The sequence below is a fragment of the Clostridium sp. MF28 genome, from assembly GCF_002969175.1.
Lineage (GTDB): Bacteria > Bacillota > Clostridia > Clostridiales > Clostridiaceae > Clostridium > Clostridium beijerinckii.
The window spans coordinates 1,947,223-1,973,960 of record NZ_CP014331.1 but is presented as its reverse complement, the minus strand read 5'-3'; the positions used below and the strand labels follow the sequence as shown (position 1 = coordinate 1,973,960).

Below are 26,738 nucleotides of genomic sequence, written 5' to 3'. Positions count from 1 at the left end.
AGGCCAAAGTAAGACTGATTTTCTAATTCTTTTATTTGGATTGGAATCTTTTTAAGTTTAATGTCCAGATGAACTGTAATGGGGCAGGTGAGAAATGGGAAATATGACGTTCAATGTAGTAGCCGAAATCTTGTTATTTTTATTAAAAAAAGAAGCAATATATGTGTTAATTTAATAAAGTTAAAGTGAAATTATTTGTATATTTTAATTGAGTTAGTAATATAATTAAATGAAGGCTAATTTTGTCGAAGATGTATACAAAGGTAAAAGTATATTATATTATTTTAATATAAAAATTAAAATAATATAAGTGGGAGAGAAAAGTTTATGTCTGAAAAAAACAACAAAAAAATTGTTTGGTATACCTTAGCATTTATGGCTTTTTCAACAGTTTGGGGTTTTGGCAACGTTATCAATGGTTTCTCTGAATATAATGGACTTAAGTCAGTAGTATCTTGGATCCTGATTTTTGCTATTTATTTTGTACCATACGCACTAATGGTAGGAGAGTTAGGATCAGCGTTTAAAGAATTTGGTGGTGGTGTCAGTTCATGGATAAATGAAACAATAAGTCCTAGAGTTGCCTATTATGCAGGATGGACATATTGGATTGTTCATATGCCTTATATTTCACAAAAACCATCAAACTTTATGATAGCAACAAGTTGGGCTATATTTCAAGATAAAAGAATTAGCAGTATGGATACAAAGTTACTACAAATAACATGTTTAGTAATTTTTTTGGTTGGACTTTATATAGCTTCTAAAGGATTAAATCCGTTAAAAAAATTAGCTACACTTGCAGGAACATCGATGTTTGTAATGTCAATTTTGTTTATTGTTTTAATGGTAGCTGCACCTGCTATTACTAATGCGCATTTAAATTCTATAGATTGGTCTATAAAAACGTTTATGCCCGCATTTGATATGAAGTTTTTTACAGGTCTATCTATATTAATTTTTGCAGTTGGCGGTTGTGAAAAGATTTCGCCGTATGTAAACGAAATGGATGATCCTGAAAAGGGATTCTCAAAGGGTATGATTGCATTAGCTGTTATGGTAGCTGTATGTGCAATTTTAGGAACAATTTCTCTTGGAATGATGTTTGATTCAAATAATGTTCCTAAAGACTTAATGACAAATGGAGCATACTATGCCTTCCAGAAGTTAGGGGAATACTATCATCTAGGTAATTTATTTGTTGTCGTTTATGCTATTACTAACATGATTGGGCAGTTTGCGGTATTAATTATATCTATTGATGCACCTTTACGTATGTTACTTGATAGTGCGGATAAGAATTTTATTCCTGAAAAAATGTTTGTAAAAAATAAATATGGCACATATAAAAATGGTCATAAATTAATTTTAATAATTGTTTCAATTTTAATAATAGTTCCAGCCTTTGGTATTGGGAACGTAGACGAGCTAGTGAAATGGCTAGTAAAATTAAATGCTGTGTGTATGCCACTTCGTTATTTATGGGTATTTGCTGCTTATATTGCATTGAAAAAAGCAGGAGAAAAATTCAAGCCAGAATATCAATTTGTAAAAAACAGAACTGTTGGTATTATAATTGGAGCATGGTGTTTTGCATTTACTGCTTTTGCATGTATTAGTGGTATGTATACAGCTGATAAATTTCAATTAGTTCTTAATATTATAACTCCTTTTGTATTACTTGGGCTAGGATTTATAATGCCGTATTTTGCACGAAAGAACAATAATTAATTATACAATAAAATATTTGGCTCTGAGTGTTATAACTTAGGGCTGTTTTTTATTGTACAAAAAACTATGAATTTATTAAATGCTAAATGGCTTATTATATAAGGATTTAGTGATATAATCGCGTATACATCGGGGATTATGAGATTATAAAAATAAACGGAAGTGGAGGGCGGCGTAGCTAGCTTTTATAAATGAATAATAATTAATCAGAATCTTTGAAAAGTTTTAATACTAAAGCAGTGTAGATTATAGTAGATAGAGAATTTAAATACTTTATAAATAATTATGGAAAGCGTATAGGATTTTAAAGAGGAAAATTGGTGCATTAAAAATATATTTAAAAGGTCTTTTAAATTGTTGTATTTTTAAGTATTATAATAAGTGAATGCTAACATTTTAATTGTCCTCCATATTATTTATCATGCTTAACAGCGGGTGTATAACTTGGGGGATAAAACTTATTTTTTAAAATAATAAAGCGAGTTAAGTTGGCAGGGTTAGAAAATACTTTTGAAAGAACTTTTAAGCTGCAAGATAGTAGCAGTTGGAGGAAATATGTCAGATATTAGAGAATTGAGTTTAAATGATACAAATAGTTCAACAAAATCACTAGGGGAGCAAACTTCAGAAAGAATTGTTCGATTGATTATAGATAGTGATTGGAAATCTGGAGATAAGCTACCTAATGAATATGATCTTGCAAGTAGCCTTAATGTAGGAAGAAGCACTATAAGAGAAGCTATAAAGGCTTTGGTTTCACGGAATGTTTTAGAAATTAGACGTGGAGCTGGAACTTTTATTTCTGATAAATGTGGAATTGCTGATGATCCCCTAGGATTAACGTTTGTAAAAGATAAATATAAATTAGCGCTTGATTTATTGGAAGTAAGATTTATGATAGAACCATCAATAGCATCTATAGCTGCTACAAAAGCTACTGATGAAGAAATCGAACAAATGTCTAACTTGTGTGACGAAATAGAGAGTCTTATCTTAAAAGATGAACCATATTTAGAGAAAGATATAGAGTTTCATACTGCAATAGCTAAGAGCAGTAAGAATTTGGTTGTGGTTAATTTGATTCCAATAATTAATAGATCTATTACTATATTTATCGATATTACAAATAGAAAATTACGTAATGAAACAATAGAGACACACAGGGAAATTTTAAATTCGATTAAGGAACATAATGCTAATGGAGCGCATGATGCGATGCTCTTACACTTAGTATATAATCGAAGGAATATCGCAAGTATTATAGGCAAGGAAAGAAATTATTAATTGTTTTGACTTTATGAAATACGTCTGCTCTTATTTTGGAGAGCGATGTATTTTTTTGTTATTATTTTAAATACATCAGATGAATATGCACGTTTTTTATTGGTTTTTATGAAATGATAATAATTAAAACAATGAATTCAAAAAAAATTGACAAATACATCAGATGTGATATCATAAATACATCAGATGTATTTAAACGGTGTCAAATAAAGATTAAGGAGAGAAATAGTATGATTAGTCAAGAAGTAAGAAAAATTGCTCCAGAGATGGATCCACTTCGAAGAGGAATGGGATGGACAACAGAAGATTTGTCAAAGCCACAAATTATAGTAGAAAGTACATTTGGAGATAGTCATCCAGGAAGTGCTCATCTATTGAAATTTGCTAACAGAGCAGTTGAGGGAATTACACAATCAGGTGGGAAAGGTGCTAGATACTTTGCAACAGATATTTGTGATGGAATGTCACAAGGGCATGATGGAATAAATTACTCCTTAGCGTCTAGAGATACATTAACGTCTTTAATAGAAATCCATGCTAATGCAACACCATTCGATGGAGGCGTATTTATTTCAAGTTGTGATAAAGCAGTTCCATCACATCTTATGTCAATCGGAAGGCTAAACATACCAGCTATTATGGTTACTGGAGGAGTAATGGAAGCAGGTCCTGATTTATTGACACTAGAACAAATAGGTGCCTATAGTGCAATGTGCCAAAGAGGGGAAATTTCAGAAGAAAAATTAACTTTTTATAAAGAAAACGCATGCCCATCTTGTGGAGCTTGTTCATTCATGGGAACAGCAGCTACAATGCAAGTTATGGCAGAGGCACTTGGATTAATGCTTCCAGGTAGCTCATTGATGCCAGCAACATGTGAAGATTTAGAAGAAGTAGCGTTAAAAGCAGGAAGACAAGCTGTTGAACTAGCTAAAATGAATCTTCGTCCAAAAGATATTGTTACAATTAAATCCTTTGAAAATGCTATATTAGTTCATGCAGCTATATCGGGGTCTACTAACTCACTGTTGCATTTACCTGCTATAGCTCATGAATTTGGATTGTATATCGATGAAGAGACTTTTGATAGAATACACAAAGATGCACATTATTTACTGAACATACGTCCTGCTGGAAAATGGCCTGCGCAATATTTCTATTATGCAGGTGGTGTACCAGCAATAATGGAAGAGCTAAAGCATTTGCTTCATTTGGATGTTATGACTGTAACTGGGAAGACTTTAGGTGAAAACTTAGAAGAATTAAAAACTAACGGATATTATGAGAAGTGTAATGAGTATCTTGAAAAAGTAGGACTAAAAAAAGAAGATGTTATTCGTCCATTCAATAATGCTATTGGTACTAATGGTTCTGTATCGATATTAAAGGGAAATATAGCGCCAGAAGGTGCTGTAGTAAAACATTCTGCAGTTCCTAAAGAAATGCATGAGGCTATACTAAAAGCAAAACCTTTTGATAGTGAAGAGGAAGCTATTGATGCAGTCTTAAGAAAAATAATTCGTCCAGGGGATGCGGTTATTATAAGATATGAAGGACCAAAAGGTAGCGGAATGCCAGAAATGTTCTATACAACAGAAGCAATTGCTTCGGATGAAGAATTATCTGCTAGTATAGCGTTAATAACAGATGGTAGATTCTCAGGAGCTTCTAAAGGACCGGCAATTGGACACGTATCACCAGAGGCCGCAGTAGGAGGACCGATTGCATTAATTGAAGAAGATGATTTGATTGAAATTAGTATTCCTAATAGAGTATTACAGATCGTTGGTATAAAGGGAAAAAAATGCAGTAAAGAAGAAGTGGAGAAAGTTTTTGAAGAACGTAGAAAGAATTGGAAACCACGAAAATCAAAATACGAATCTGGAATTCTAAAGATTTTTTCAGAACATGCAGTATCACCAATGAAAGGTGGATATATGAAATAGATTAAAAACAGAGGAAAGATAAACTATTTACTGTGTAGTATACAGATTAAAAAATTCCCATAATAAGTGATAAATTTATGATTTCTATTATAAATTATTAAAAGGGAAAGAATGGTTCATGTGTTAGTGAATTGTTCTTTCCCTTTATTATGCTAGATTTAAAAGATATATTATGTAAGACAAGGATGTAATGCCTTTTGGGTAGAAAGCTGAAAAAATAATCAGATTCCTATATAGAATTTTTAAATATACAAATATAATGTTTTAGTAATGATGTGTATGAACGTATATTAGCACTAAAAAATATATACCTCAATAATAGTAAATAGAATTCTAAAGTGATATAATTTTGAAAAAGAACTATGTTCAAATGATATGTTATAGCAATTTAGGAGGAAATCTATTATGGAGAAAAGACTCTATCTATCAGCAACAGATAAAAAGTTAGCAGGGGTATGCGGTGGGATAGCTGAATACTTTGGACTTGATTCAACATTAGTTAGAATTGGTTGGGCAATTTTGATTGTTTGTGCGGGATCAGGATTACTCTTATATATAATTTGTGCATTAATTATACCAAAGCAACCGCTATTATAAGCATAAGAAAAATTAAAATTTAAGGAAGTATACTAGTGAGCAAGTTTAATATAATATTAACTATCTAACTTGGGAGGAAACAAATGGATAAAGTAAATAGCTTGATAAAAAATACGCCAATACATTTAACAACAAATACTATAGTTTTAATAATAGTTGCTATTATTGCTCTTTATATATTAATTAAAGCAATAGCAGGTATCATAAGAATAGCAGCTCTTATAGGTGTGTGCTGGTTTATATTGATGTCTATTCAAAGTACAAACCTTATTAATATACCAATTATAAGAGAAGCGTATACAACGGTAGAAAAAATAATTCCTTCAAAGGAATTATGGACAGAAGCTTTGGATAAGGAAGATAAGATAAACAAAGTGGTTAATGATTTAAAATAATAAATGTTTTTTATTTTCCACCTAGGGAAAGCTAATTTCAAGATATAAAAATTGATATTTTAAAAAATTGAAAATACTTTTGAGGAGTGAAATGAATGAAGACGTCAACTCATAGAATAGCTATTCCTTCTATTTTAGAGGTAGGAAAAGGAAATATAAATAATGTAGGCAACTTGATTAAGAAAGCCATGTTTAAAAGTGTTTTAATATGCTTTGGCGAGGGTCTAGAAGAATTGTTTGGAGATTCTATATGCAACTCTTTAAAAGAAGCTAATATAGATATTTCAAGAATAGAAACAATATCAGATGTAAATTTCGAAAAGATTAGTGTAAAAGCTTTTGAAATATCAAACGACGTAGAAGCTTTAATTGGAGTAGGTGGAGGAAAGGCTATAGATGCTGTTAAGTACATGAGCTTTTTGAGAAAATTACCGTTTATTAGTATTCCAACTTCAACTTCTAATGATGGTTTTTCAAGTGCAGGTGCATCTCTTTTAGTTAATGGCAAGAGGATGTCTCTGCCAGCTAAAACTCCTTATGGAATAATTGTAGATATTGATGTTATTAAGAGTGCACCAGAAAAATTTATATATTCGGGGATAGGAGATTTAGTATCAAATATCACTGCGTTGTATGATTGGAAATTTGAAGAAGAAAATGGAAGGATAATTATTGATGATTTTGCTACTATGATTTCTAAGAAAGCAGTCAATAGTTTTATAAGAACTGAGTTTAAAAATATTAAAGATGATTTGTTTCTGAAGGAATTAGTGGATTCATTAATATTGAATGGTATTTCTATGGAAATAGCAGGTGATAGCTCGCCGGCCTCTGGTTCAGAGCATCTAATATCTCATGCATTAGATAAATTTTTAGAAATGCCTCAGCTTCATGGAATACAGGTTGGAATTGCAACATATATTATGGCGAAAGTACAAGATCATAGATTTGAAAGAATATCGAAGATATTAAAAGAAACAAACTTTTTCGAGCATGCAAAAACTTTAAAAATGAAAAAGAAAGATTATAAAAAAGCTATTGATATTGCTCCATCAATAAAACCTAATAGATATACGTATATTCATGTAGATGAAAATAGAATTCTTGCTAAAAAAATTATAGATGAGGATGAAATTCTGAACTACATATTAATATAATTTTTTCAGAAGAAGGTGGAAATAAAGAAATAAAATAAAGATTGGATGCATGAAAAAAGTGATGAAGAAGCTATCATAAAAGCTGAATAAAAAAGTGTTCACAGGTAATACTAGATTTAGAGTTAGTATGAGTCGAAAGAGGAGGAACTTTAATGGAAAAATTAAGAAAAGGTGAACATGAAAAAGCCATGGAAAAAGCAAAAGAGATGCTTGATAAAGGTTGCGGAATGGGAGATATAGTGGAGGAAACAAAATTAAGCGAAGAAAACGTAATGAAGGCAAAGAGAAAATGGGAAGATAAATCGTAATATTTGTTTTTACATAAAATTAATAGAAAAGTATAGTTTATTTTATAACTACTAATTAGGTTGCTAGATAAGTGCTTAGTTGGTAGTTTTATATTTTTGTAATTTAATATAATAAAGTTTGTTCAAGATAAAAAATATATTTATTAGTATTTCTAAAGCAACATAGACCGAGAGCTATAGTTATTAAATAAAATATACAATAATAAATAAAATTATGAATAAATATTCAATTATTATGAATATAGTGTATAATATAATTATAATAATATAGAAGTTGGGGAAGAAATATGAATAATATTACATATGAATTTATAAATTATAAAAGTAAAGAGTTTAAAGAAGTATCTGAATTAAGGTTTAAAATACTTTTTAAACCATATAATAAAATTCATAAATACGACTATGATGAATTAGATTATAGCAGTATACATTTGGTAGCATTAGATGAGGGCACTGTTGTTGCATATTCCAGAATGACTAATTATAATATGAATGGTAAAATGACAAATATAGTTGTTAGTGAAAAATATGTGGGTAAAGGCATTGGCATTGAAATGTTAAAAAGACATAAAATTAAGGCTAAAGAGTTTGGAGTTATATGTTTATATTTGAATGCAAGATTAGATACAATTAATTTTTATAAAAAGGCAGGATTCCAGTGCAAAGGAAATATATTTATATCAGAAAAAAGTGGATTAGCATTACAGCCTATGTATTTTAAAATAAACTAATATATAATAAAATTATTATAATGGGATCAAAACTTATTATCATACAAATTCAGAGTTGATAAATTATATAATTTTAGGCAATAATCTTAGTAAGATTATTGCCATTATTTTTGCACATAAAATATTTAAATATCATCCTAACAACTTTTTCGTACATGTCTTGATTTTTTTATGTCTAAATAAGAATCACCGGGAATATTCTGAATGAATTTAAGAAATTTAACTATCTTTATATCTTTCTTTAATGATTCAAGACTTCGATAGTGTGTTGTAATTCACGATTCGTGAAAAGAGCATGAATTTGTCTATGACAGGTTGAACATAAAGAGAGTGTTTTAAATTTTTCTCCGCCTTTTTCTAAGGGAATTAAGTGATGTTTAGTAATGCTAGAAACATTTCTATTGCATAATTCACATATATGGTTTTGTGCCATAAAATCCTCCTCTTATATATTAGCTTTACAATTTGATTATATCAAAATAATGAGTAAAAGCAAAAAAGATTAAAGGTAATATCATTATTATTTTAGTAACAATTATTCCGTAAAATTACAAAAATATAGAAGTCCATTTTAGTAAGATTAACTTGTATATTTAAATTTATTAGTTTTCATGAAGTAGAATTGAGATATTTATAGAATTACTGTTTCAAAATACAAATCAAAGATTTGAAATTTGTAATAATTTTGAGTTAAATTAGGAAAACTTTAATCATACTAAATCAGAATTTCTTAATATATATTAAAATCATAAAGCTATATTTATAATTATTATAAGTCAAGTGATTAATTAAGGCTAATATGTGGAAATTAAATTGAAATACAGGTGTAATAACAAAGTTAAAAATAATTCATTAAAAGAAGAAATCAGTGATAGTTATATATGTATTCGTATTCATGAGGCAAATTCTACATTTTTCTTCAATATATGCAATAATTAGAATATTGCTTTTGATTTCATTATTACATACAATATTTTTCGTATGATAATATAGGGGGAAAATAAATGCTTACAAAGTTTTTAGATGTTTTATTAGGAGAACCTTTATCAAATGAACAAGGATGTAATGAAAAGTATAATATTCCTTTTGGATTAGCAATTATGGCAAGTGATGCAATATCATCTGTTGCCTATGCTGCTCAGGAGATTCTTTTTGTTTTAATAGTTCTAGGTGTAGCAGCATATCAGTGGTTAACATGGACCTCTTTTATGATTATAGGATTATTAATAATATTAACAATTTCGTATATTCAGATTATTAGGGCTTATCCTCAAGGTGGAGGAGCTTACAAAGTAGCAAATGAAAATATAGGGAAAAAATCTGGCTTAGCAGCTGGTGCAGGTCTAATAATTAGTTATATACTTACTGTCGCAGTTAGCGCCAGCGCAGGTGCGGATGCTATTATTTCTGCATTTAGCAATTTGACAGAATATAAAGTCATGTTTGTTTTAATAATAATTATAGTTTTGACTATTTTAAATTTAAGAGGTATAAGTGAATCTTCAAAAATTTTTGCCATACCTACGTATATTTTTATTTTTAGCATGGCTTTTATGATACTTTATGGTTTGTTTAAGTACTTTATATTAAATATTCATCCAGAACCAATGTATTCTATCCCGGCAAATACTACAGAAAATGTATCGATATTTCTTATTTTAAGAGCTTTTTCATCAGGATGTTCTGCTTTAACTGGAGTGGAGGCAGTAAGTAATTCTGTTCCAAATTTTCAGGAACCGAGCCAAAAAAGTGCAAAGACTGTTATGATATTATTAGCAGCTTTAATATTTTTCATATTTGGAGGAACTTCGGTACTTGCCATATTTTATACAGCTGTACCAATAGCAAATGGTCCTACAGTTGTTTCACAAATAGCATTTGCTATTTTCGGCAATGGCATAATGTACTATATAATTCAGTTTAGCACTGCTATAATTTTACTTATGGCATGCAATACAGCATATACAGGATTTCCAATGCTAATGTATATAGTTGGGAAGGATGGTTTTGCACCACGACAATTCACTATTAGAGGTAAACGACTTAGTTTTTCTTTTGGAATCGTTGCATTATCATGTATAGCTTGTATTTTAGTTATTGTATTTAAGGCCGATACTCATAGGTTGATTCCGCTATATGCTATAGGAGTATTTATATCTTTTACTCTAGGACAATTTGGAATGGTGAATCATTGGAGAAAAGAAAAAGGTAAGGGTTGGGTAAAACGTGCAATAATCAACGGTATTGGTTCTGTTGTTACTTTATTAACAACGATAATAATTTTAATTGAAAAATTCAGTGAAGGTGCATTTATAGTTGCAATTTTAATTCCAATCATAATTGTAATTCAGCTAAGAATAAAAAAACACTACGATAAAGTGGCTTGTGGTTTAAGTATTAGTCAATTAAATCTGAAAAAGGTGAATTTAAGAAAGAAATATACTCATATTGTTATAGTCCCAATTGCTAGCTTAAATAAAGCAACAATAGGTGCATTGCAATATGCTCAAAGTGTAAGCGATAATGTTATTGCTCTTAATATTTCACCAGACAAGGAAGCTATGGAAAAATTAAAATCTAGATGGAGTGAGTTAGATACAGATATATTACTTGTCGCAAAATATTCTCCATATAGAGCTGTGGTTACTCCTTTATTAAAGAATATAGAATTGATTGCAAATTCAACAGCTAAAGATGAGAAGATAACAGTAATAGTGCCTCAATTTGTTACTAATGAAAGATTTGGTGAGGTTTTACATAATCATACAAGTTTCTTTATTAGAGAAACCTTATTGAAGAATGATAACATAATTGTATCTACTTATCCTTATCATCTGTTAGATGAGGATGTAAAGCAAAGTAAGTAATTATTAATTATAGATTTAGGATATAAAAACGTGCTATATTGTTTGATTCAGCAATATAGCACGTTTCTTAATTCCATTATTATCTTTTTACTTTAGTTCCAAATAATTGATCCCACATATTTAAAGCGTCCATGAATTTAGTTGTGTCTAATTGCGTCGAATTTGGAAGTGTATTAATAGAATCTTCATAAGATTGTCTTATAGCTGGTTTTATTTTATCTTGACTTTCTTTTGGAGCCATATCAAGTGAAACATTTTTTACAGAAGGTCCAGGATAAAAATAACCGCTATCGTATGTTATTGCCTGCATCTTTGGCGTCATAAGCCATGCCATTAGTTTTAAAACTACATTTTTTTGTTCATCGCTAAGTCCTTTTGGAATTGCCATATACTGAGCATCTGCAACCAATGTAGTATTGTTTAATATAAATCCTTGATAAGTTTGTGGAATACCACCTATGATTCTCTGATTCATATCCCATCCTAACTGACTTGCTATAATAGATCTTTTTCCGTCTTTTAATTCTGTGAATGTAGTACCAGTTTTAGCGGGATAATAATCTATGTATTGATTCAATTCTTTAAGATAAGCCCAAGTCTTGTCCCAAGTTTTAGGATCTTTAGGATCCTTGTCTCCAAGAATATATGGTAACCCTTGAAGAAAAATTCTGCCTGGTCCTGAACCCGCGGGTCTTGCATATGTGAACTTTCCAGGATTAGCTTTAGCGAAAGCCAAAAGCTCATCAGGCGTTTTAGGTATATTTTGTACGGTATCTGGGTTATAAGTAAAGAATGGGCCGCTAGGTGAATACACATAAGTTATCGCATAACCCTTTACTAAATCATAAGTGGCTTTAGCACCAGAACTATAATTACTTTCTAAATCAGGAAATCTGCTGCCATATGTAGGCATAATATTTTCTATAACATCTCTATCAATACATGTGGAAAGACCATCAATTCCAGTAAAAATCAAATTTGTTTTCATATCTTCAGATAAAATTTGAGCTTTTAATAAAGATGGAACCTCTAATGCAGTAGATTTTTTTACTACGACATCTCCTATTAAATCAGGGTTTGCAGCTTTAAATTGATCTATGGAATCTCCGACTAATTGCATGCTTCCTGAAACATCTATTATATTTAAAGTAATAGGATGAGTTGATTTGGAAACATTCTTTGAACCGCAGCCTGTTAATATAGTCGTCATCAAAACTATTACAAGCGTAACATTTAGAAATTTAAAATTTTTCATAATTATCCTCCATTTTAATTTAGATATAATTCTCTCTAGTTTAAAATTGCAAAATATATCTTAAGTTATATATAACAACAATTATAATTTAAATTTACTTACTTCGTTCATCATAGAGGTTGTTAAATTTGATAAAGTTTGAGCTGAAGTTGCTACATCATTAAAAGATGAATTTATTTGTTGTACTGAGGCTGCTATTTCTTCAGATGAAGCTGCATTTTCTTCTGATACTCCAGAAATATCTAACGTTTTTGAGATTATGAGATCTTTTTCAATATTTATATTTTCAATAGATTTATTTATATTATCAACTCTAGGCAATATAGTATTTATAGCCTTAAATATTAAAGCAAAAGATTTTATAGAATCTTCAATAAGGACTGATTGATTATTTAAGCTATCTTTACCTAAATCAGTAGTCTTAACCGCTATTTGGGCTTCGTTATTAATATTAGTAATCAAGCCACTTATATTACTGGCAGATACTTTAGATTGTTCCGCGAGTTTTCTGATTTCCTCTGCAACTACAGAGAATCCACGCCCCACTTCCCCTGCGCGAGCAGACTCAATTGCAGCATTTAATGCTAATAAATCAGTTTGATCAGCAATTGAATTTATAATAGTAGTTATGTTATTTACTTGTTCAACATGATTATCTAATTGAACAACTTTATTTCTTACAGTATCAAAAGATTCGTTTACATCTTTAATAGAATTAAATAAAAATTCTAACTTAGAGTTACTATCTTCGGCCATTGAACTAATATTATGTATATTTGAGTTTACATCATTAATTGATGAGGTTATTTGATCTAGTGAATCAGCAAAACTATCCAATGAAGTTTTTACATTCATTAGGTCACTAGATTGTTCAGTGGCAGCATTAGCTACTTCTTGAACAGCAGCATTAATTTCCTGTGCAGAAGAAGACATTTCGTCTGAAGCTCCTAATAAATTAGTTGCTTGTATATTTACAACATTTGCTGAATTTTGCACTTCTTCGAGCATTGAGGAGATGTTTGAAATTGTTACTTTGAGTGATTTTTTCATTCTGCCAAATTCGTTTTTTAAATTAGTGTTTATTTCGAAACTAAAGTCACCCGCAGCAACATTATCCAAATCGGACATTATTTCTTTTATAGACTTTCTTATAACCAAGATTATAGAAGAGGAAACAAGTATCTGAAGAATAAAACCAATGAAGAAAGTGATAAAAAAGATTTTAGTGCTTCTAATGTATAAACTCATATTGTCATTATGTAGAGCATTAGCAGTATTTGAACTATAAGTTACTAAATTATCAAGAAAAAGTTGCATTTCAACTCCCAATTGATTAAATTTTTCTAAATCTATACCATATAATTTATTGCCTTTTTCAAGATTCTTAATTTGTTCATAATAAGCTGAGGAATCCTTCTTAAATTCAGATAAATTGTTTGTTTCTATAGTGCTAAGCGATAGTTTTTCGTAATCTTCCACCATTTTGTTTATGGCAGAGTAGTCATTATCTATAGCTGCTACATCATCATCATTAAATTCAGATATAGAAATTCTATTGACATTTAACCGAATATTTAAGAATGTTTGTCTAATTTCCTCAGTTTTAATAATTCTTGTTAATGCAATTGTGTACATTGATGATGAATTTGAGTTAATCGTTTTCATGTTGTTATAACCAATTATTGCGATAGATAACGATACAACCGTTGATAAGATAACCATCAAAATAACGCTATTGATAATTTTAATATTTTTCAGCATAATATTCCCCTTTCAAACATAATAAATTTCCATATTGATAATATATCTAACCAATATTATACTCAAGGTCTAAAAAATCGGCGTATATATGAAATACGCGCAATTATATTGCATTTTTCTACTGTTTTCTCATTATTGCTAACTATATTGTAAGTTGATGCATTTCAAAAAATAATTAAATATTTATCTTGACATTGTAAACGGTTATGATTATTATTAAAACATAACTACCATACAAGTATGGCAGTATCGATTAGTAATAGATTTTTTAAAATACTTATGATAAAATATAAATATAACTACCATACAAGTATGGTAGGACTTGAAAGTAAGGGAGAATATAAAAATGGCTTTAGAGGTAAATAAGAATACAACAAGTAAAACTATATATTATAAACTTAGAGATGAAATTATTAATTTATATCTTGAGCCTGGTACTAGCATTTCTGAAAAGGAACTTTCGGAAAAGTATAGTGTGAGTAGAACTCCAGTAAGAGAAGCACTTGTTAGATTAGCTCAAGAGGGGCTAGTTAATATTTATCCTCAAAAAGGCACAGTTGTTTCTTTAATTGATTTATCTGCAGTTGAAGAAGGAAGATTTTTACGTGAACATTTAGAAAGAGCAGTTGTAAAGGAAGCTTGTAAAGAATTTTCACAAGAAAATGTACTAGCTTTAGAAATGAATTTGAAACTTCAAAAAATGTATATAGAAAATAATGATTATAAAAAGTTATTTGAGGCAGATGAAGAATTTCATAAGATAATTTTCGAGGGAAGTAATAAAAAAAGAGTATGGAATAGTATTAATGATGGCAGTACTGAGTTTCAAAGAATTCGTATGCTTAGATTAGTAACTAATTCTAGCTGGGACAATATTTATCTTCAGCATAAAGAAATTTTTAATGCTATAAAAAACAAGAGCCCAGAGATAGCAGAAGACTTTATGAAGGAACATTTAAATATGGTTACTTTTGATAAAAATAAAATAAAAGAGAAGTATCCTAATTATTTTAAATAAAGATTGATTTAAGTTTTAATATGATCAAAGCTGTTAAATAATCATGTAATACTAAGATTATTATTTTAAATTAAAGGAGGTGAGGCTTATATATAAGCAGCATTAAATTTAAGTGTATTAATTTTATATATGTTTTGAGATATTATATATTGAAATTATAATTAAATGAAGTGACAGGAGGGACATTACTATGAAAATGGGTTTTAGATGGTACGGAGAAGGCAATGATACCGTTACACTTGAACAAATAAAACAAATTCCTGGAGTTGGAGGAATTGTTTGGGCTCTTCATGATATGGCAGCAGGTGAAGAATGGCCAATGGAAAAGATCCTTGAAGTAAAAAAATCAGCTGACAAGTATGGATTTAATATGGATGTTGTTGAAAGCGTTAATGTTCATGAAGACATTAAATTAGGTTTACCAACAAGAGATAAATATATAGAAAATTATAAAAAGACAATAGAAAAGTTAGCTAAGGTTGGTGTTAAAGTAATCTGCTATAATTTCATGCCTGTATTTGACTGGCTTAGAACAGATTTATTCAAGAAGGCAGAAGATGGATCAACAGCTCTTTTTTATGAAAAAGCAAAGATTAAAGATATTGATCCAATGGAGTTAGTTAACAAAATTGCGTCTAATCCAGATCTTACAATGCCAGGCTGGGAACCAGAAAGACTAAAGAATTTATCACAGCTTTTTGAAGCATATAAGAATGTAACAGAAGAGGACTTATGGAATAACTTAAAATACTTCTTAGAACAAATTATTCCTGTAGCTGAAATAAATGATATTAAAATGGCAGTACATCCGGATGATCCACCTTGGCCAATATTTGGGTTACCAAGAATAGTTAAGAACAGAGATGATTTAGCAAGATTATTAAAGCTTGTTGATAATCCATATAATTGCTTAACTCTTTGCAGTGGTGCTATAGGTTCAGATCCAAATAATAATGTACCAGCTATGATAAGAGAATTCGGTAATAGGATTGCTTTTGCTCATATTAGAAATGTTAAGATTTATGAGAATGGTGATTTTATTGAAACATCTCATAGAACTTGTGATGGTTCATTAGATATATGTGATATAGTTAAAGCTTATCACGAAGTTGGATTTACTGGATATGTAAGACCAGACCATGGAAGACATATTTGGAATGAACAATGCAGACCAGGTTATGGACTTTATGATAGAGCACTTGGAATTATGTATTTATGGGGAATATGGGATTCTCTTGAAAGAAATAAATAAAAGAGATAAACTAAAATTTTGATTAAAAAAATTTTGGCTCATAGAATCTTAAGATACAAAAGATAATTAATAGTATTGACTTTATTAGCAATAGTTTTAAAGAGGTGAAAAAAATGAATAACGCCAAAATAGTATTAAGTAAAGAAAGTATCAAAAATAGTGATTTATGGGAAAAAGCTGGGATTGAAATTCCAAAGTTTGATTATGATAAGATGTCAGCATCAACTAAAGAAAATCCTACATGGGTTCATTTTGGAGCAGGAAATATATTCAGAGGATTTATAGCAATACTACAACAGGAACTTTTAAATACTGGGAAAGCGAAATCTGGTATTGTTGCTGTAGAAGGATATGACTATGAAATTATAGATGAAATTTATTCTCCTTATGATAATTTAAGCTTACTAGTAATTATGAAACCAGATGGTAGCCTAGATAAAAAGGTAGTAGGAAGTATAGGCGAAAGCTTAGCTGGTGATTACTCAAGAGAAGAAGATTGGAATAGGTTAAAAGAGATATTTTCAAATCCATCTTTACAAATAGCAAGCTTTACAATAACAGAAAAAGGTTATAGTGTTAAGAATTTATCACAACAAGATACAACAGATGGTCTAGAGCATCCTGTAAGTATTATAGCTAAAGTTGCGTCCCTAGCATATGTAAGATATCAAAACGGACAACTTCCAATAGCTTTTGTAAGTATGGATAATTGTTCAAAGAATGGTGAGAAGCTTCACAATGCAATGGAAACAATGATAAAGAACTGGGTTGAGAATGGATTAGTTGATAAAGGGTTCCTTGAATATATCAATGATACTAAAAAGGTATCTTTCCCTTGGAGTATGATAGATAAAATTACACCTAGACCATCTCAAAGTGTTAAGAATACATTAGAAGCAGTTGGTTTTGATAGCACTAAGATTGTAACAACTAGCAAAAATACTTATATTGCACCTTTTGTAAATGCAGAAGGGCCTCAATATCTTGTAATAGAAGATAACTTCCCAAATGGACGTATGCCTTTAGAAGAAGCAGGTGTATTTTTAACAAATAGAGAAACTGTGGAAAGAGTTGAAACAATGAAGGTAACTACGTGTTTAAATCCACTACATACGTCTCTAGCAGTTTTTGGATGCTTACTTGGATTTGATTTAATTGCAGATGAAATGAAAGATCCAGCTTTAAAGAAGTTAGTTGAAAAAATTGGATATGAAGAAGGAATGCCTGTTGTTGTAAATCCAGGAATATTAAATCCAGAAGATTTCATTAAAGAGGTAGTTGAAGTTAGACTTCCAAATCCATATATACCTGATACACCACAAAGAATTGCTTCAGATACATCTCAAAAAGTTGGTATAAGATTTGGAGAAACAATTAAAGCTTATAGTAAGAGAGAAGATTTAGATGCTAAAGAACTTAAATACATTCCTCTAGTTATAGCAGGCTGGTGCAGATATCTAATGGGATTAGATGATAATGGTAATGTTATGGAGTTAAGTCCAGATCCTTTATTAGATGAATTAAGAAAATATGTAGCAGATATAAAATTAGGTTCTAAAGAATCAGTAGAAAGTAGCTTAAAATCAATACTTATAAATGAAGAAATTTTTGGAGTAAATCTTTACACTATAGGTTTAGGCGAGAAAATTGAAGGTTATTTCAATGAATTGATTTCAGGTGCTGGTGCAGTTAGAGCAACTTTAGAAAAATATTTAGATTGTAAATAATCAGAGATAATGCTCGAAGATGCAAAAAAATAAACATTTTTATCATTCTTCATTTATTATATTCTGCCAAATAATATAAGTGAAGAACGATAAAGAATGTTTAAGAAAATTAATATGAAGTACATTATAACATAAGCAATGCTAATTAACAACTTTGCACTTATACTAAAAGGATGATATAAAACTTTTAGTATTATAAGGTAAGGAAGTTAAATTAGCGAATATAAGAATATAAGAATATAAGAATATAAGAATCCAAAACATAACAATAAGGTTAATATATAAAATTTAAGAAAACGTTGTGGTAAAGTATTGAGTAAATGCAAATTACAATAATGTACGTGAATTTATATACTGCGTGTTATTAACCCAAATATTCAATGCTTTACAAATATAAAATATTTATTTGAGAGAGTAGGATGAAGAATATGAAAAATTTCATGGATGAGAATTTTTTACTATCTAATCAAACAGCTATAGATTTATATCATAATTATGCTAAGAACTTGCCTATTATTGATTATCACTGTCATATTGATCCAAAAGAAATATATGAAAACAAAAAATTCAGTAATATAACTGAAGCGTGGCTTTATGGTGATCATTATAAGTGGAGAGCTATGAGAAGTAATGGTATAGATGAAAAATGCATTACAGGAGATGGAAGTGATTATGACAAATTCTTAGCTTGGTCGCAAACGATACCTATGGCTATAGGAAATCCTCTTTATCATTGGACTCATTTAGAACTTCAAAGATTCTTTGGAATATATGAACCGCTTGATGAAGATACTGCTCCTGAAATTTGGAAGAGAGCTAATGAATTATTAAATGGAGAAGGTTTTAATGTTAGAGATTTAATTATAAAATCAAACGTTGAAACTATATGTACAACAGATGATCCTATAGATACATTAGAATATCATATAAAAATTAAAGAAGATGCTAGCTTTAATGTAAATGTTTTACCCACTCTTAGACCAGATAAAGGAATTGAAATCAATTTAGATGGTTTTGTTTCTTGGGTAAAAGATTTAGAAAAAGTATCTGAAGTATCTATAAATAATTATGATGAATTTTTAAAAGCTCTTGATTCAAGAATAAGATTTTTCCATTCAGTTGGATGCAGAATAGCAGATCATGGTATAGATGGTGTAGTAGTTTATGCAGATTCATCAAAAGAAGAAGCAGAAGCAATATTTGCTAAAGCTTTAGAAGGTAAATCTATAAGCATTGATGAAGAAAAGAAGTATAAAACTTATACATTAAGACATGTATTCAAGCTTTATCATGAATTAGGTTGGACTATGCAGCTCCATATTGCAGCTCTTAGAAGTAATAATACAAAAATGCTTGAAAAAATAGGAGTAAATACAGGTTTTGATTCAATTAATGATGAAAGCATAGCTTATCCACTTTCTAGACTTTTAGATTCTGTGGACAGAGAAAATTCTCTTCCAAAAACAATTTTATATACATTAAATCCAAAGGATAACTATGTTCTTGGAACTATGATAGGAAACTTTCAAGGAGATGGTATTCCAGGAAAAATGCAATTTGGTGCAGCGTGGTGGTTCAATGATAATAAGGATGGAATGATTGAACAAATGAAGGCATTAGGAAACCTTGGATTGCTAGGACGCTTTGTTGGAATGTTAACTGATTCTAGAAGTTTCTTATCATATACTAGGCATGAATACTTTAGAAGAATTGCTTGTAATTTAATTGGAGAATGGGTAGAAAACGGAGAAGTACCTAAAAATGATAAATTACTTAAAAGAATTGTTCAAGGTATATGCTACAGCAATGCAAAAGAATATTTTGGATTTGATGAAAAATAATTCGGGAACACTTAATTGATGAAAGTGAGGAAAAATATATGTCAAATAATAATAGAAAAATCACGATAGCTAGAGGCGTTGGTTATGGACTAGTTGATTTAATGGGTGGTGGAGCATTCACCATTATTGGAGCTTTCTTACTATTTTTCTATACAACATTTGCAGGATTAACACCGATAGAAGGTGCTTCTATTATCGCTATCGCTCGTATAGTGGATGCAGTTGCTAGTTTATTTATCGGTAGTATATCTGATAACTTCTATAAAACTAAACTTGGAAAACTTTTTGGTAGACGTCGTTTCTTCTTATTAATCGGAGCTCCGTTAATGGCAGATTACGTATTACTATGGGTAACAGGAAGAAGTTATGCATTCTATTTAGTTACTTATTTGTTATTTGAAATAATTGCAGCTATGGTATTAATTCCATGGGAAACATTACCTGCTGAAATGACAAAAGATTTTACTGACAGAACTAAATTATCAGCATCAAGAATGTTTATATCAGCAACAGGTACATTTTTAGCTACTTTTGTTCCAGGAAGATTAATAGCTTTCTTTGGTGACAAGAGCCCACAAGCATATTTCATTAATGGATTAGTTTTTGCTATTATATATGCAATATGTATACTTATATCACATAAAGTAACATGGGAAAGGGACCTTACACCTGAAATGGAACAAGAACTATTAAATGGTTCTACAAGCAAGAGCTTTGGCGAACAATTAATGACTATTGTAAAGGTTGCTGGTGACTATGTTTCAACATTTAAGATCAGAGCATTTAGACAACATTTAGCAATTTATATATGTTCATTTACTGCTAAAGACTTATTTAATTCAGTATTTATATATTTCTGTGTATTTAATTTAGGTGTTTCATCTACTACTGCTGCGAATGTACTTTCACTTAGCATCATTGGTATTCCTGTAACAATATTAGGCGGATTCTTAATGATTAAAGTTGGACCAGGTAACTTATATAAGATGGCTTATTCTATTATGATTGTATGTTTATTAGCATTTTATGGACTTTATGTAGGAAATTTAGGATCGAATATTGTTTTATTATTTGTAATTGGTACAATTTATCAAGTAGGAAGAAGTTTATTAGAGTTTACTCCATGGAATGTATTCCCATTCATTCCTGATGTTGATGAAATGGTTACAAGACAAAGAAGAGAAGGGCTTTTTGCAGCAGTTATGACATTTACTAGAAAAAGCAGTGTGGCAATAGCTACATTTGTTATAGGTGTTGTATTGCAAGAAAGCGGATTCGTTAAAGGACAGGCAACTCAATCACCACAAGTTGTATCAACTATAGCTACTCTTTTAGCTGTTGGATGTATATCTTTACTTGTAATTGCATTAATTTGTGCGGCAACTTTCAAACTTAATAAAAGAACACATGGTATATTAGTGGATGAAGTTGAACGTCTAAAGAATAATGGTTCAAAAGAAGAAGTAACTCCAGAAACAAAAACAATTGTTGAAAATCTTACTGGATATAAGTATGAAAATGTTTGGAAAGAAACAGTAGTATAAATTAATTCTTTTGACTAATAGAATATTAAAATATAAAAATAGCTCAAAATCATCATAATCTCTAGATACGTTTCAATTTAGTTATTATAGCTGTCTTAAGATAGAAAGTAAATTGCTATTTTAAGGCAGCTAATTTTAATTTCAACTGTACTAAAATATTATTTTAATAGCTTCTATATTGTCTGTAAGAATATAAAGGTATATCCTAAATAATTAATTGTACTATTAAATATAAAAATGTTATTAATATATGTCTATAAAAAATTAGGTTAGGAGACTGAAATATGAGTAATAAAAATAATTGTCTTTATTGTGATAAGGATGAAAAACTTGATAATTTAATGATTGAAATATGTAAGCTTGAAGTGTCAACTCTTTATTTGTTCAAAGAACAAAGCCATAAAGGAAGATGCATTGTTGCGTATGACAAACATGTGAAAGAATTATTTGAATTGGATGATAAGGAATTAGAATTATATATGAAAGATGTCACTAGAGCAGCGGCTATGATTAAAAAAACTTTTTCACCTGATAAAATAAATTATGGAGCATATTCAGATACTCTTCCACATCTTCACTTTCATTTAGTTCCTAAGTATAAAGATGGATATTCATGGGGTGGTGTATTTGAAATGAATCCTCAGAAAAAATATTTAAGTGATGAAGAATATGTTAAGAGGATTAATCTTATAAAAGAAAATTTATAATTTTATATTTTGTGTTAGCTATTTCAAAATAGAGGATAGATATCTGTTTTGAAGTAGCTATTTTACAATGCAGATTTATGCCTTTATTTTGTATTGGATGTATTAATAACTATATATCCATATTAAGTTTTGAATATAACTTTCTATTTATATTAATCAAGAAGGATTTATAAGTACAAGGGGATAATTCTACAGCATATGGAAAAGAAAATAGATTTATTTGAAACTTGGATTAAAATAAAAATTTTAGTAAAGCTTCTTCAATGACAAGTTTAGGAGGCATAGATATCGAATTATCCCCTATAGATATTTATGATGTATCTTCCTTTTTAAGAAGACATAAAGCAAAAAGTTAAACATATATTATAATTTAAGAAATATACTAAGATTACATTTGGGGTTGAAATTATATTGTAAATAATAATGAATATATTTGTTTTGTAAAGAATAAGCATGATTATTTATAATTTTTAAATTATTAGAGCTTAATAAAATTAAAATAATAAATTTTCACCTAATTAGTTTATGTAAAACATTGAATTTATTTCCTTATTATGTTATAATTTAGAGGTTGAAAAAATTTGGATTCTAAAGTAGTTTTTGATTTTTACATTGTGTTGGAGACTCATCATCTAAACATTGTTAGCTATGTAAAATTCGCTAACAGAGATGTACTTTTAAAACTGTGCATGTCTATACAGAAGTGCTGTAATTAAATAAGAAAATAGTTAGAAAGAAATTTATAGAATATTTTAGATTATCTCTAGTTTTTAAAAATCGAGGGGTAGTCTCTTTTGTTAATAATAGAATATATATTTTATTTAGTTTGTTTAAGTTCAATAAAATATGTATTCTAATTAAGAAAATATAGAGAGGGTTGTATTATTATGTGGATAAAGTTCTTAATGGAATATTTTAAGTCGCCAAGAACTGTTGGAGCTGTAGCTCCTAGTTCTAAAAAGCTTGCGGAAAAAATGGCGCATGATATTGATTTTGACCATGCAAAATGTATTGTGGAGTATGGTCCTGGAACAGGAGTGTTTACTGATAGACTAATGAAAAAAATAAAGGATCATACGATGTTAATGCTCGTAGAATATAATGAAGAATTCTGCAGAGAACTAGAGGAAAAGTATGGTGAATATAATAACGTTGTAATAGTAAATGATTCAGCTGAAAATGTAGATAAATATTTAAAAGAATACAATATTAAAGAAGTAGACTACGTTGTATCAGGATTACCATTTGCTAGTTTGCCAAAGAATATGTCAAATAGTATATTGAAAAAAACAAAAGATATATTAAAAAAGAATGGATTATTCATAACATTTCAATATACATTGCTTAAAAAGGGATATATAGGAAGTTATTTTGAAGATATAAGTTTAGAAAGAGTAGTGTTAAATATACCACCAGCGTATGTTTTAAAATGTCAAAATACCTAATATGATTAACATAATTTTAAGTTATGTGACAACTTGCTAAAATGATAGTAGTAAGTTTATTTTAGAAATTAAAGATGTTGGTATCTAGGAATATAAGTTTTGTACAAGCTTTAGAATTTCATATCAAGTTTTAAAGAAGTTTACAAATATATATTTTGAAAATAATAATTTTTAGCATTTAATTAATACAAGTGAAGCTCTCAATGTATGTTGAGAGCTTTTTATTTTTAAGGTTGATGTATAAGAATAATTATTATATATACTTTACCTTAAATCTCCGAAGTAATATTATACTGTAAAAATAACATTTATTAAGAATAGGTTGTTGAATAAACAGAATTTGTAAAAAATAAATAAGTCATCCCTTTGTGATATAATAATTTCGCGAAAAACCCAAATATATCACATAAGGAATGACTCAAATATGATTATATCATCAAATATTAAAAGTGAAAATGACCATTATAAAATTTTTGAAGCTGTTAAAATTGCATTTGCTAAATTAAATTCGAATATTAAAAGTACTAAAGGGCGACCACGTAAGTATTCAGATGAACAAATAGTTGCATGTATATTATATGGCGTTAAAAGTAGTATTTTCAGTTTAAGAGAGCTTGAATATCGTATAAAGCAAGACTATGTGTTTCAGTCTATAATTCAACTCAATCAAGTACCAGATTATTCTACGTTCTCATTAAGAACTAAAATTTTAGAGAAACATATATATTATGGTATTTATGCTATGCTTGTTGAACTTATCAATCCTGAAACTAGACTGTGTGCAATAGATGGAACTGCTTTAAGAAGTTCAAAATACGATAGCGAAGCTAAATCCGGTAAGGGTACCCGCCTTGGATATTATAAAGGTTATAAATTATACTGTATTGCAGCAGTTAGTGATATTATAATTCCTCTAGTTTTTTATTTAACAACAGCTAATGTTTATGATAATCAAGTCTTAGATTTACTATATGAAGCTAAAATTTATAATCCATTTTTAATACTTGCAGATGCAGCATATGATTCATTAGAATGGTTTGAAATTGCTTCTAGCTTAGAATTTAATTTGTTAACTGATATAAATATGCGTAAGGCTAAAAGTATTGAGTCATTTACTGATAAACGATATGAAAATGCTTTGTTTATTCAATCTTCTATTGGATCAAAATTATATAAAAACAGATTGAAAATAGAGCAGTTATTCTCTGTATTAAAGGGATTATATAACTTAGAAAACCCAAGGCTTTATGGGCAAGCCCGATACGAACGTCATATAAAATGGGTCCTATTAGCGTACTTAATAGATGAATTTAACAAAAAGCAGCAAGGAATAAAAACTAGAAAATATCCTTGGAATATATAATTTCTAAGAATATTTTCTTAAATAACCATTTGTAAAAATTAGTTATTCAACAACCTAAAGAAGTATAAAATAAAGGATTTTTGAAATTATTGTAGAATTATAGAAATTATAGAAGTATTTTAATATAGTAGTGAATATAACATTACAATAAGTTTGTATTAAAAAAGATAGTTTGCAAGGGAGGAATACAAGTTGTGTAAACGTTTTTTAAGAGGCCTATATTTGTTATAAATTTAACAAATATGATATCTAAGTAGTTATTGTGTATTAAAAGGATTGAATTACTAATATGATTAGATGCTACCAAGGAGGAAAGTCAAAATGGAAATATTAAATTTTAGGTTACGCAAATTAAGTTGCATTGTATTAATAATTTTGGTTGGAAGTATTTTATCAGCTTGTTCCCAAGTAGGTAAAGTAATTGTTGATAACGAACCAAAAGAAGACAGGCAAAAAGATTATATTGAAGAAGTTCCAACACAAACTGTAACAAATGAGAAATCAGTGGATTTGGCACCGTTGTACGATCAGGTAAGAAATTTAAAAGGACAAGAGGCATTGGATTTTTTTGAAAGTCTTAAATCAAAAGGGTTATCGGATAGTGATATATTAGAATTTTTTATTAATTTACCTCTTTCAGATGCAAATAAAGAGATTACGGATATATATAAGAATGAAAAATTTGAAACTTATATGAGTACATATCCTACGGGAAAGCCTTTCGGTAACTATAAATGGACAAATGGAGATGGAACTAAGATAAAAGGAGCATTTAGCGAGCTGGATTTGAAATTACCATTTTCAAATTATGTGGCCTTAAAATCAGGACCAGTTGGAGACTTAAATAAAAAGTATAGAATTGGTGTTGCTATTCATGGATTTGATCAGCCATGGAATGTTAGTTTAGCTGATGCAGCTCAATGGGAAGCAGAAAGACATCCAAACGTCGAAGTTGATGTTAAAGATGCTCAATGGGACAACGATAAAATGGCGGATATTATAGATAGTTTTGTTTTGCAGAAAGTGGATGGGATTTTAACTTGGCCTATGGTTGAATCAGAAACAACTATTGCACCAGTAAAAAGGGCTATTGAGGCAGGTATACCAGTTGTAAGCGTTGATAGAATGACAGGACTCGAGGAAACCACGAGTAGAGTTACCGGGAATTTTCCAGCAAATGGCGCTCAGTGTGGTATGTATTTAATTTGGAAACTTGCAAAAGAAGGCAGTCTAAATGCAAATGTAGTTCTTCTTAGAAAGCCTTCTGGAAGTACTGCAGATGCTAATAGAACTGGTCATTTTCTTAAGGTACTAAGTTATTTCCCTGATATTCATATATTAAAATCATATCATGATGATGATAATACAGCAGAAGCACTTGCCAATATGCAATTAGCATTAAATGAATATCCTTCTATTGATGTTGTATTTGGAACAGGTGATCATGAAGCAATTGCTGCTTATGATGCATCAAAAAATGCTAATAGATTAAATAGCAGAAAGGATACTAAAAAGATGATGTTTTTATCAATTGATGATTCTAAAAAAGCAATTACATCCGTAAAAGATGGATTGTTTGAAGTGAATACACCATACACGCCTTTAATATCTGATATTGGAATGAGAACTTTACTTAATATAATCACTAAAAATGGTTCAATGCCACATGATATTATTACACCTAATATACCTATGGTGACAAAAGACGGAGATACTATATTTGGATTGAAAACTCAAACACCTGATCAATGGTATGAATATACTTTTGGGGCACCAATTAAATAATATATGGATATTAATTAGAAGTTA

General features: G+C 29.4%; 21 protein-coding genes and 1 pseudogene. 19 read left to right on the top strand and 3 right to left on the bottom strand.

Annotation, left to right across the window (positions count from 1 at the left end):
* The first annotated feature begins 327 nt into the window (after positions 1-327).
* The 8 genes from AXY43_RS08840 to AXY43_RS08810 all read left to right on the top strand — a co-directional run bounded on the left by AXY43_RS08840 (position 328) and on the right by AXY43_RS08810 (position 8,149).
* Positions 328-1,731 (top strand): APC family permease, encoded by a 1,404-nt coding sequence (locus AXY43_RS08840; protein ID WP_012060254.1) that lies wholly within the window; start codon positions 328-330, stop codon positions 1,729-1,731.
* Positions 1,732-2,286: 555 nt separating this feature from the next.
* The gene (locus AXY43_RS08835) at positions 2,287-3,015 is read left to right on the top strand and encodes a FadR/GntR family transcriptional regulator (protein WP_105411424.1); all 729 of its coding nucleotides are present in this window, start codon (positions 2,287-2,289) and stop codon (positions 3,013-3,015) included.
* 230 nt (positions 3,016-3,245) lie between these two features.
* Positions 3,246-4,961 (top strand): dihydroxy-acid dehydratase, encoded by a 1,716-nt coding sequence (gene ilvD / locus AXY43_RS08830; protein WP_023973090.1) that lies wholly within the window; start codon positions 3,246-3,248, stop codon positions 4,959-4,961.
* 405 nt (positions 4,962-5,366) lie between these two features.
* On the top strand, positions 5,367-5,558 hold the full coding sequence (locus tag AXY43_RS08825; protein WP_017209073.1) for a PspC domain-containing protein: 192 nt from the start codon (positions 5,367-5,369) through the stop codon (positions 5,556-5,558).
* Positions 5,559-5,641: 83 nt separating this feature from the next.
* A complete protein-coding gene (locus AXY43_RS08820) occupies positions 5,642-5,953 on the top strand; it encodes a hypothetical protein (RefSeq protein WP_105411423.1) in 312 nt (103 codons plus the stop codon).
* 95 nt (positions 5,954-6,048) lie between these two features.
* Positions 6,049-7,110: an iron-containing alcohol dehydrogenase family protein gene (locus AXY43_RS08815; RefSeq protein ID WP_023973089.1), complete on the top strand. Its 1,062-nt coding sequence runs from the start codon at positions 6,049-6,051 to the stop codon at positions 7,108-7,110.
* Between the two features lie 152 nt (positions 7,111-7,262).
* Positions 7,263-7,418 carry a hypothetical protein gene (locus AXY43_RS27810; RefSeq protein WP_023973088.1) on the top strand — a complete coding sequence of 52 codons (156 nt, stop codon included), beginning with the start codon at positions 7,263-7,265 and terminating at the stop codon, positions 7,416-7,418.
* A 287-nt stretch (positions 7,419-7,705) separates the two neighbouring features.
* Positions 7,706-8,149: a GNAT family N-acetyltransferase gene (locus tag AXY43_RS08810; RefSeq protein WP_039771598.1), complete on the top strand. Its 444-nt coding sequence runs from the start codon at positions 7,706-7,708 to the stop codon at positions 8,147-8,149.
* A 137-nt stretch (positions 8,150-8,286) separates the two neighbouring features.
* Here AXY43_RS08810 and AXY43_RS28640 read toward each other — a convergent pair.
* Positions 8,287-8,582, bottom strand: a pseudogene (locus AXY43_RS28640) (HNH endonuclease).
* 571 nt (positions 8,583-9,153) lie between these two features.
* Here AXY43_RS28640 and AXY43_RS08800 point away from each other — a divergent pair.
* Positions 9,154-11,016, top strand: coding sequence for an APC family permease (locus AXY43_RS08800; RefSeq protein WP_105411422.1), 1,863 nt, complete (start codon positions 9,154-9,156; stop codon positions 11,014-11,016).
* Positions 11,017-11,095: 79 nt separating this feature from the next.
* On the opposite strand, the gene AXY43_RS08795 is transcribed toward AXY43_RS08800, so the two are convergent.
* The gene (locus AXY43_RS08795; RefSeq protein WP_105411421.1) at positions 11,096-12,271 is read right to left on the bottom strand and encodes an extracellular solute-binding protein; all 1,176 of its coding nucleotides are present in this window, start codon (positions 12,269-12,271) and stop codon (positions 11,096-11,098) included.
* Positions 12,272-12,352: 81 nt separating this feature from the next.
* Positions 12,353-14,032, bottom strand: a complete 1,680-nt coding sequence (locus AXY43_RS08790) for a methyl-accepting chemotaxis protein (protein ID WP_077868927.1) — start codon at positions 14,030-14,032, stop codon at positions 12,353-12,355.
* Between the two features lie 240 nt (positions 14,033-14,272).
* Here AXY43_RS08790 and AXY43_RS28430 point away from each other — a divergent pair, with 240 nt between their 5' ends.
* The 10 genes from AXY43_RS28430 to AXY43_RS08745 all read left to right on the top strand — a co-directional run bounded on the left by AXY43_RS28430 (position 14,273) and on the right by AXY43_RS08745 (position 26,714).
* Entirely contained in the window at positions 14,273-14,398 is a 126-nt protein-coding gene (locus tag AXY43_RS28430; RefSeq protein ID WP_257792338.1) for a hypothetical protein, read from the top strand.
* Entirely contained in the window at positions 14,379-15,050 is a 672-nt protein-coding gene (locus tag AXY43_RS08785) for a GntR family transcriptional regulator (RefSeq protein ID WP_012060242.1), read from the top strand. Before AXY43_RS28430 ends, AXY43_RS08785 begins: the two co-directional genes overlap by 20 nt.
* A 190-nt stretch (positions 15,051-15,240) precedes the next feature.
* The gene (gene uxuA, locus AXY43_RS08780) at positions 15,241-16,302 is read left to right on the top strand and encodes a mannonate dehydratase (protein WP_023973084.1); all 1,062 of its coding nucleotides are present in this window, start codon (positions 15,241-15,243) and stop codon (positions 16,300-16,302) included.
* A gap of 113 nt (positions 16,303-16,415) precedes the next feature.
* Entirely contained in the window at positions 16,416-18,029 is a 1,614-nt protein-coding gene (locus AXY43_RS08775; protein WP_039771604.1) for a mannitol dehydrogenase family protein, read from the top strand.
* A 428-nt stretch (positions 18,030-18,457) separates the two neighbouring features.
* Entirely contained in the window at positions 18,458-19,870 is a 1,413-nt protein-coding gene (gene uxaC / locus AXY43_RS08770; RefSeq protein ID WP_012060239.1) for a glucuronate isomerase, read from the top strand.
* Positions 19,871-19,908: 38 nt separating this feature from the next.
* The gene (locus AXY43_RS08765) at positions 19,909-21,414 is read left to right on the top strand and encodes an MFS transporter (RefSeq protein WP_012060238.1); all 1,506 of its coding nucleotides are present in this window, start codon (positions 19,909-19,911) and stop codon (positions 21,412-21,414) included.
* Positions 21,415-21,698: 284 nt separating this feature from the next.
* Positions 21,699-22,121 carry an HIT family protein gene (locus tag AXY43_RS08760; protein WP_012060237.1) on the top strand — a complete coding sequence of 141 codons (423 nt, stop codon included), beginning with the start codon at positions 21,699-21,701 and terminating at the stop codon, positions 22,119-22,121.
* An 887-nt stretch (positions 22,122-23,008) separates the two neighbouring features.
* Positions 23,009-23,566 (top strand): class I SAM-dependent methyltransferase, encoded by a 558-nt coding sequence (locus tag AXY43_RS08755; protein WP_012060236.1) that lies wholly within the window; start codon positions 23,009-23,011, stop codon positions 23,564-23,566.
* Between the two features lie 424 nt (positions 23,567-23,990).
* Entirely contained in the window at positions 23,991-24,929 is a 939-nt protein-coding gene (locus tag AXY43_RS08750; protein WP_105411420.1) for a transposase, read from the top strand.
* Positions 24,930-25,250: 321 nt separating this feature from the next.
* Entirely contained in the window at positions 25,251-26,714 is a 1,464-nt protein-coding gene (locus AXY43_RS08745) for a sugar ABC transporter substrate-binding protein (RefSeq protein WP_105411419.1), read from the top strand.
* Positions 26,715-26,738: the final 24 nt, after the last annotated feature.

Excerpts from the sequence above, each read along its gene's own strand:
- AXY43_RS08750 (WP_105411420.1), top strand. The coding sequence starts at position 23,991 with ATGATTATATCATCAAATATTAAAAGTGAAAATGACCATTATAAAATT.
- uxuA (WP_023973084.1), top strand. The coding sequence starts at position 15,241 with ATGAAAATGGGTTTTAGATGGTACGGAGAAGGCAATGATACCGTTACA.
- uxaC (WP_012060239.1), top strand. The coding sequence starts at position 18,458 with ATGAAAAATTTCATGGATGAGAATTTTTTACTATCTAATCAAACAGCT.
- AXY43_RS08760 (WP_012060237.1), top strand. The coding sequence starts at position 21,699 with ATGAGTAATAAAAATAATTGTCTTTATTGTGATAAGGATGAAAAACTT.
- ilvD (WP_023973090.1), top strand. The coding sequence starts at position 3,246 with ATGATTAGTCAAGAAGTAAGAAAAATTGCTCCAGAGATGGATCCACTT.
- AXY43_RS08795 (WP_105411421.1), bottom strand. The coding sequence starts at position 12,271 with ATGAAAAATTTTAAATTTCTAAATGTTACGCTTGTAATAGTTTTGATG.
- AXY43_RS08785 (WP_012060242.1), top strand. The coding sequence starts at position 14,379 with ATGGCTTTAGAGGTAAATAAGAATACAACAAGTAAAACTATATATTAT.
- AXY43_RS08820 (WP_105411423.1), top strand. The coding sequence starts at position 5,642 with ATGGATAAAGTAAATAGCTTGATAAAAAATACGCCAATACATTTAACA.
- AXY43_RS08755 (WP_012060236.1), top strand. The coding sequence starts at position 23,009 with ATGTGGATAAAGTTCTTAATGGAATATTTTAAGTCGCCAAGAACTGTT.
- AXY43_RS08810 (WP_039771598.1), top strand. The coding sequence starts at position 7,706 with ATGAATAATATTACATATGAATTTATAAATTATAAAAGTAAAGAGTTT.
- AXY43_RS08800 (WP_105411422.1), top strand. The coding sequence starts at position 9,154 with ATGCTTACAAAGTTTTTAGATGTTTTATTAGGAGAACCTTTATCAAAT.
- AXY43_RS08765 (WP_012060238.1), top strand. The coding sequence starts at position 19,909 with ATGTCAAATAATAATAGAAAAATCACGATAGCTAGAGGCGTTGGTTAT.
- AXY43_RS08790 (WP_077868927.1), bottom strand. The coding sequence starts at position 14,032 with ATGCTGAAAAATATTAAAATTATCAATAGCGTTATTTTGATGGTTATC.
- AXY43_RS27810 (WP_023973088.1), top strand. The coding sequence starts at position 7,263 with ATGGAAAAATTAAGAAAAGGTGAACATGAAAAAGCCATGGAAAAAGCA.
- AXY43_RS08835 (WP_105411424.1), top strand. The coding sequence starts at position 2,287 with ATGTCAGATATTAGAGAATTGAGTTTAAATGATACAAATAGTTCAACA.
- AXY43_RS08825 (WP_017209073.1), top strand. The coding sequence starts at position 5,367 with ATGGAGAAAAGACTCTATCTATCAGCAACAGATAAAAAGTTAGCAGGG.
- AXY43_RS08775 (WP_039771604.1), top strand. The coding sequence starts at position 16,416 with ATGAATAACGCCAAAATAGTATTAAGTAAAGAAAGTATCAAAAATAGT.
- AXY43_RS08815 (WP_023973089.1), top strand. The coding sequence starts at position 6,049 with ATGAAGACGTCAACTCATAGAATAGCTATTCCTTCTATTTTAGAGGTA.
- AXY43_RS28430 (WP_257792338.1), top strand. The coding sequence starts at position 14,273 with ATGGCAGTATCGATTAGTAATAGATTTTTTAAAATACTTATGATAAAA.
- AXY43_RS08745 (WP_105411419.1), top strand. The coding sequence starts at position 25,251 with ATGGAAATATTAAATTTTAGGTTACGCAAATTAAGTTGCATTGTATTA.
- AXY43_RS08840 (WP_012060254.1), top strand. The coding sequence starts at position 328 with ATGTCTGAAAAAAACAACAAAAAAATTGTTTGGTATACCTTAGCATTT.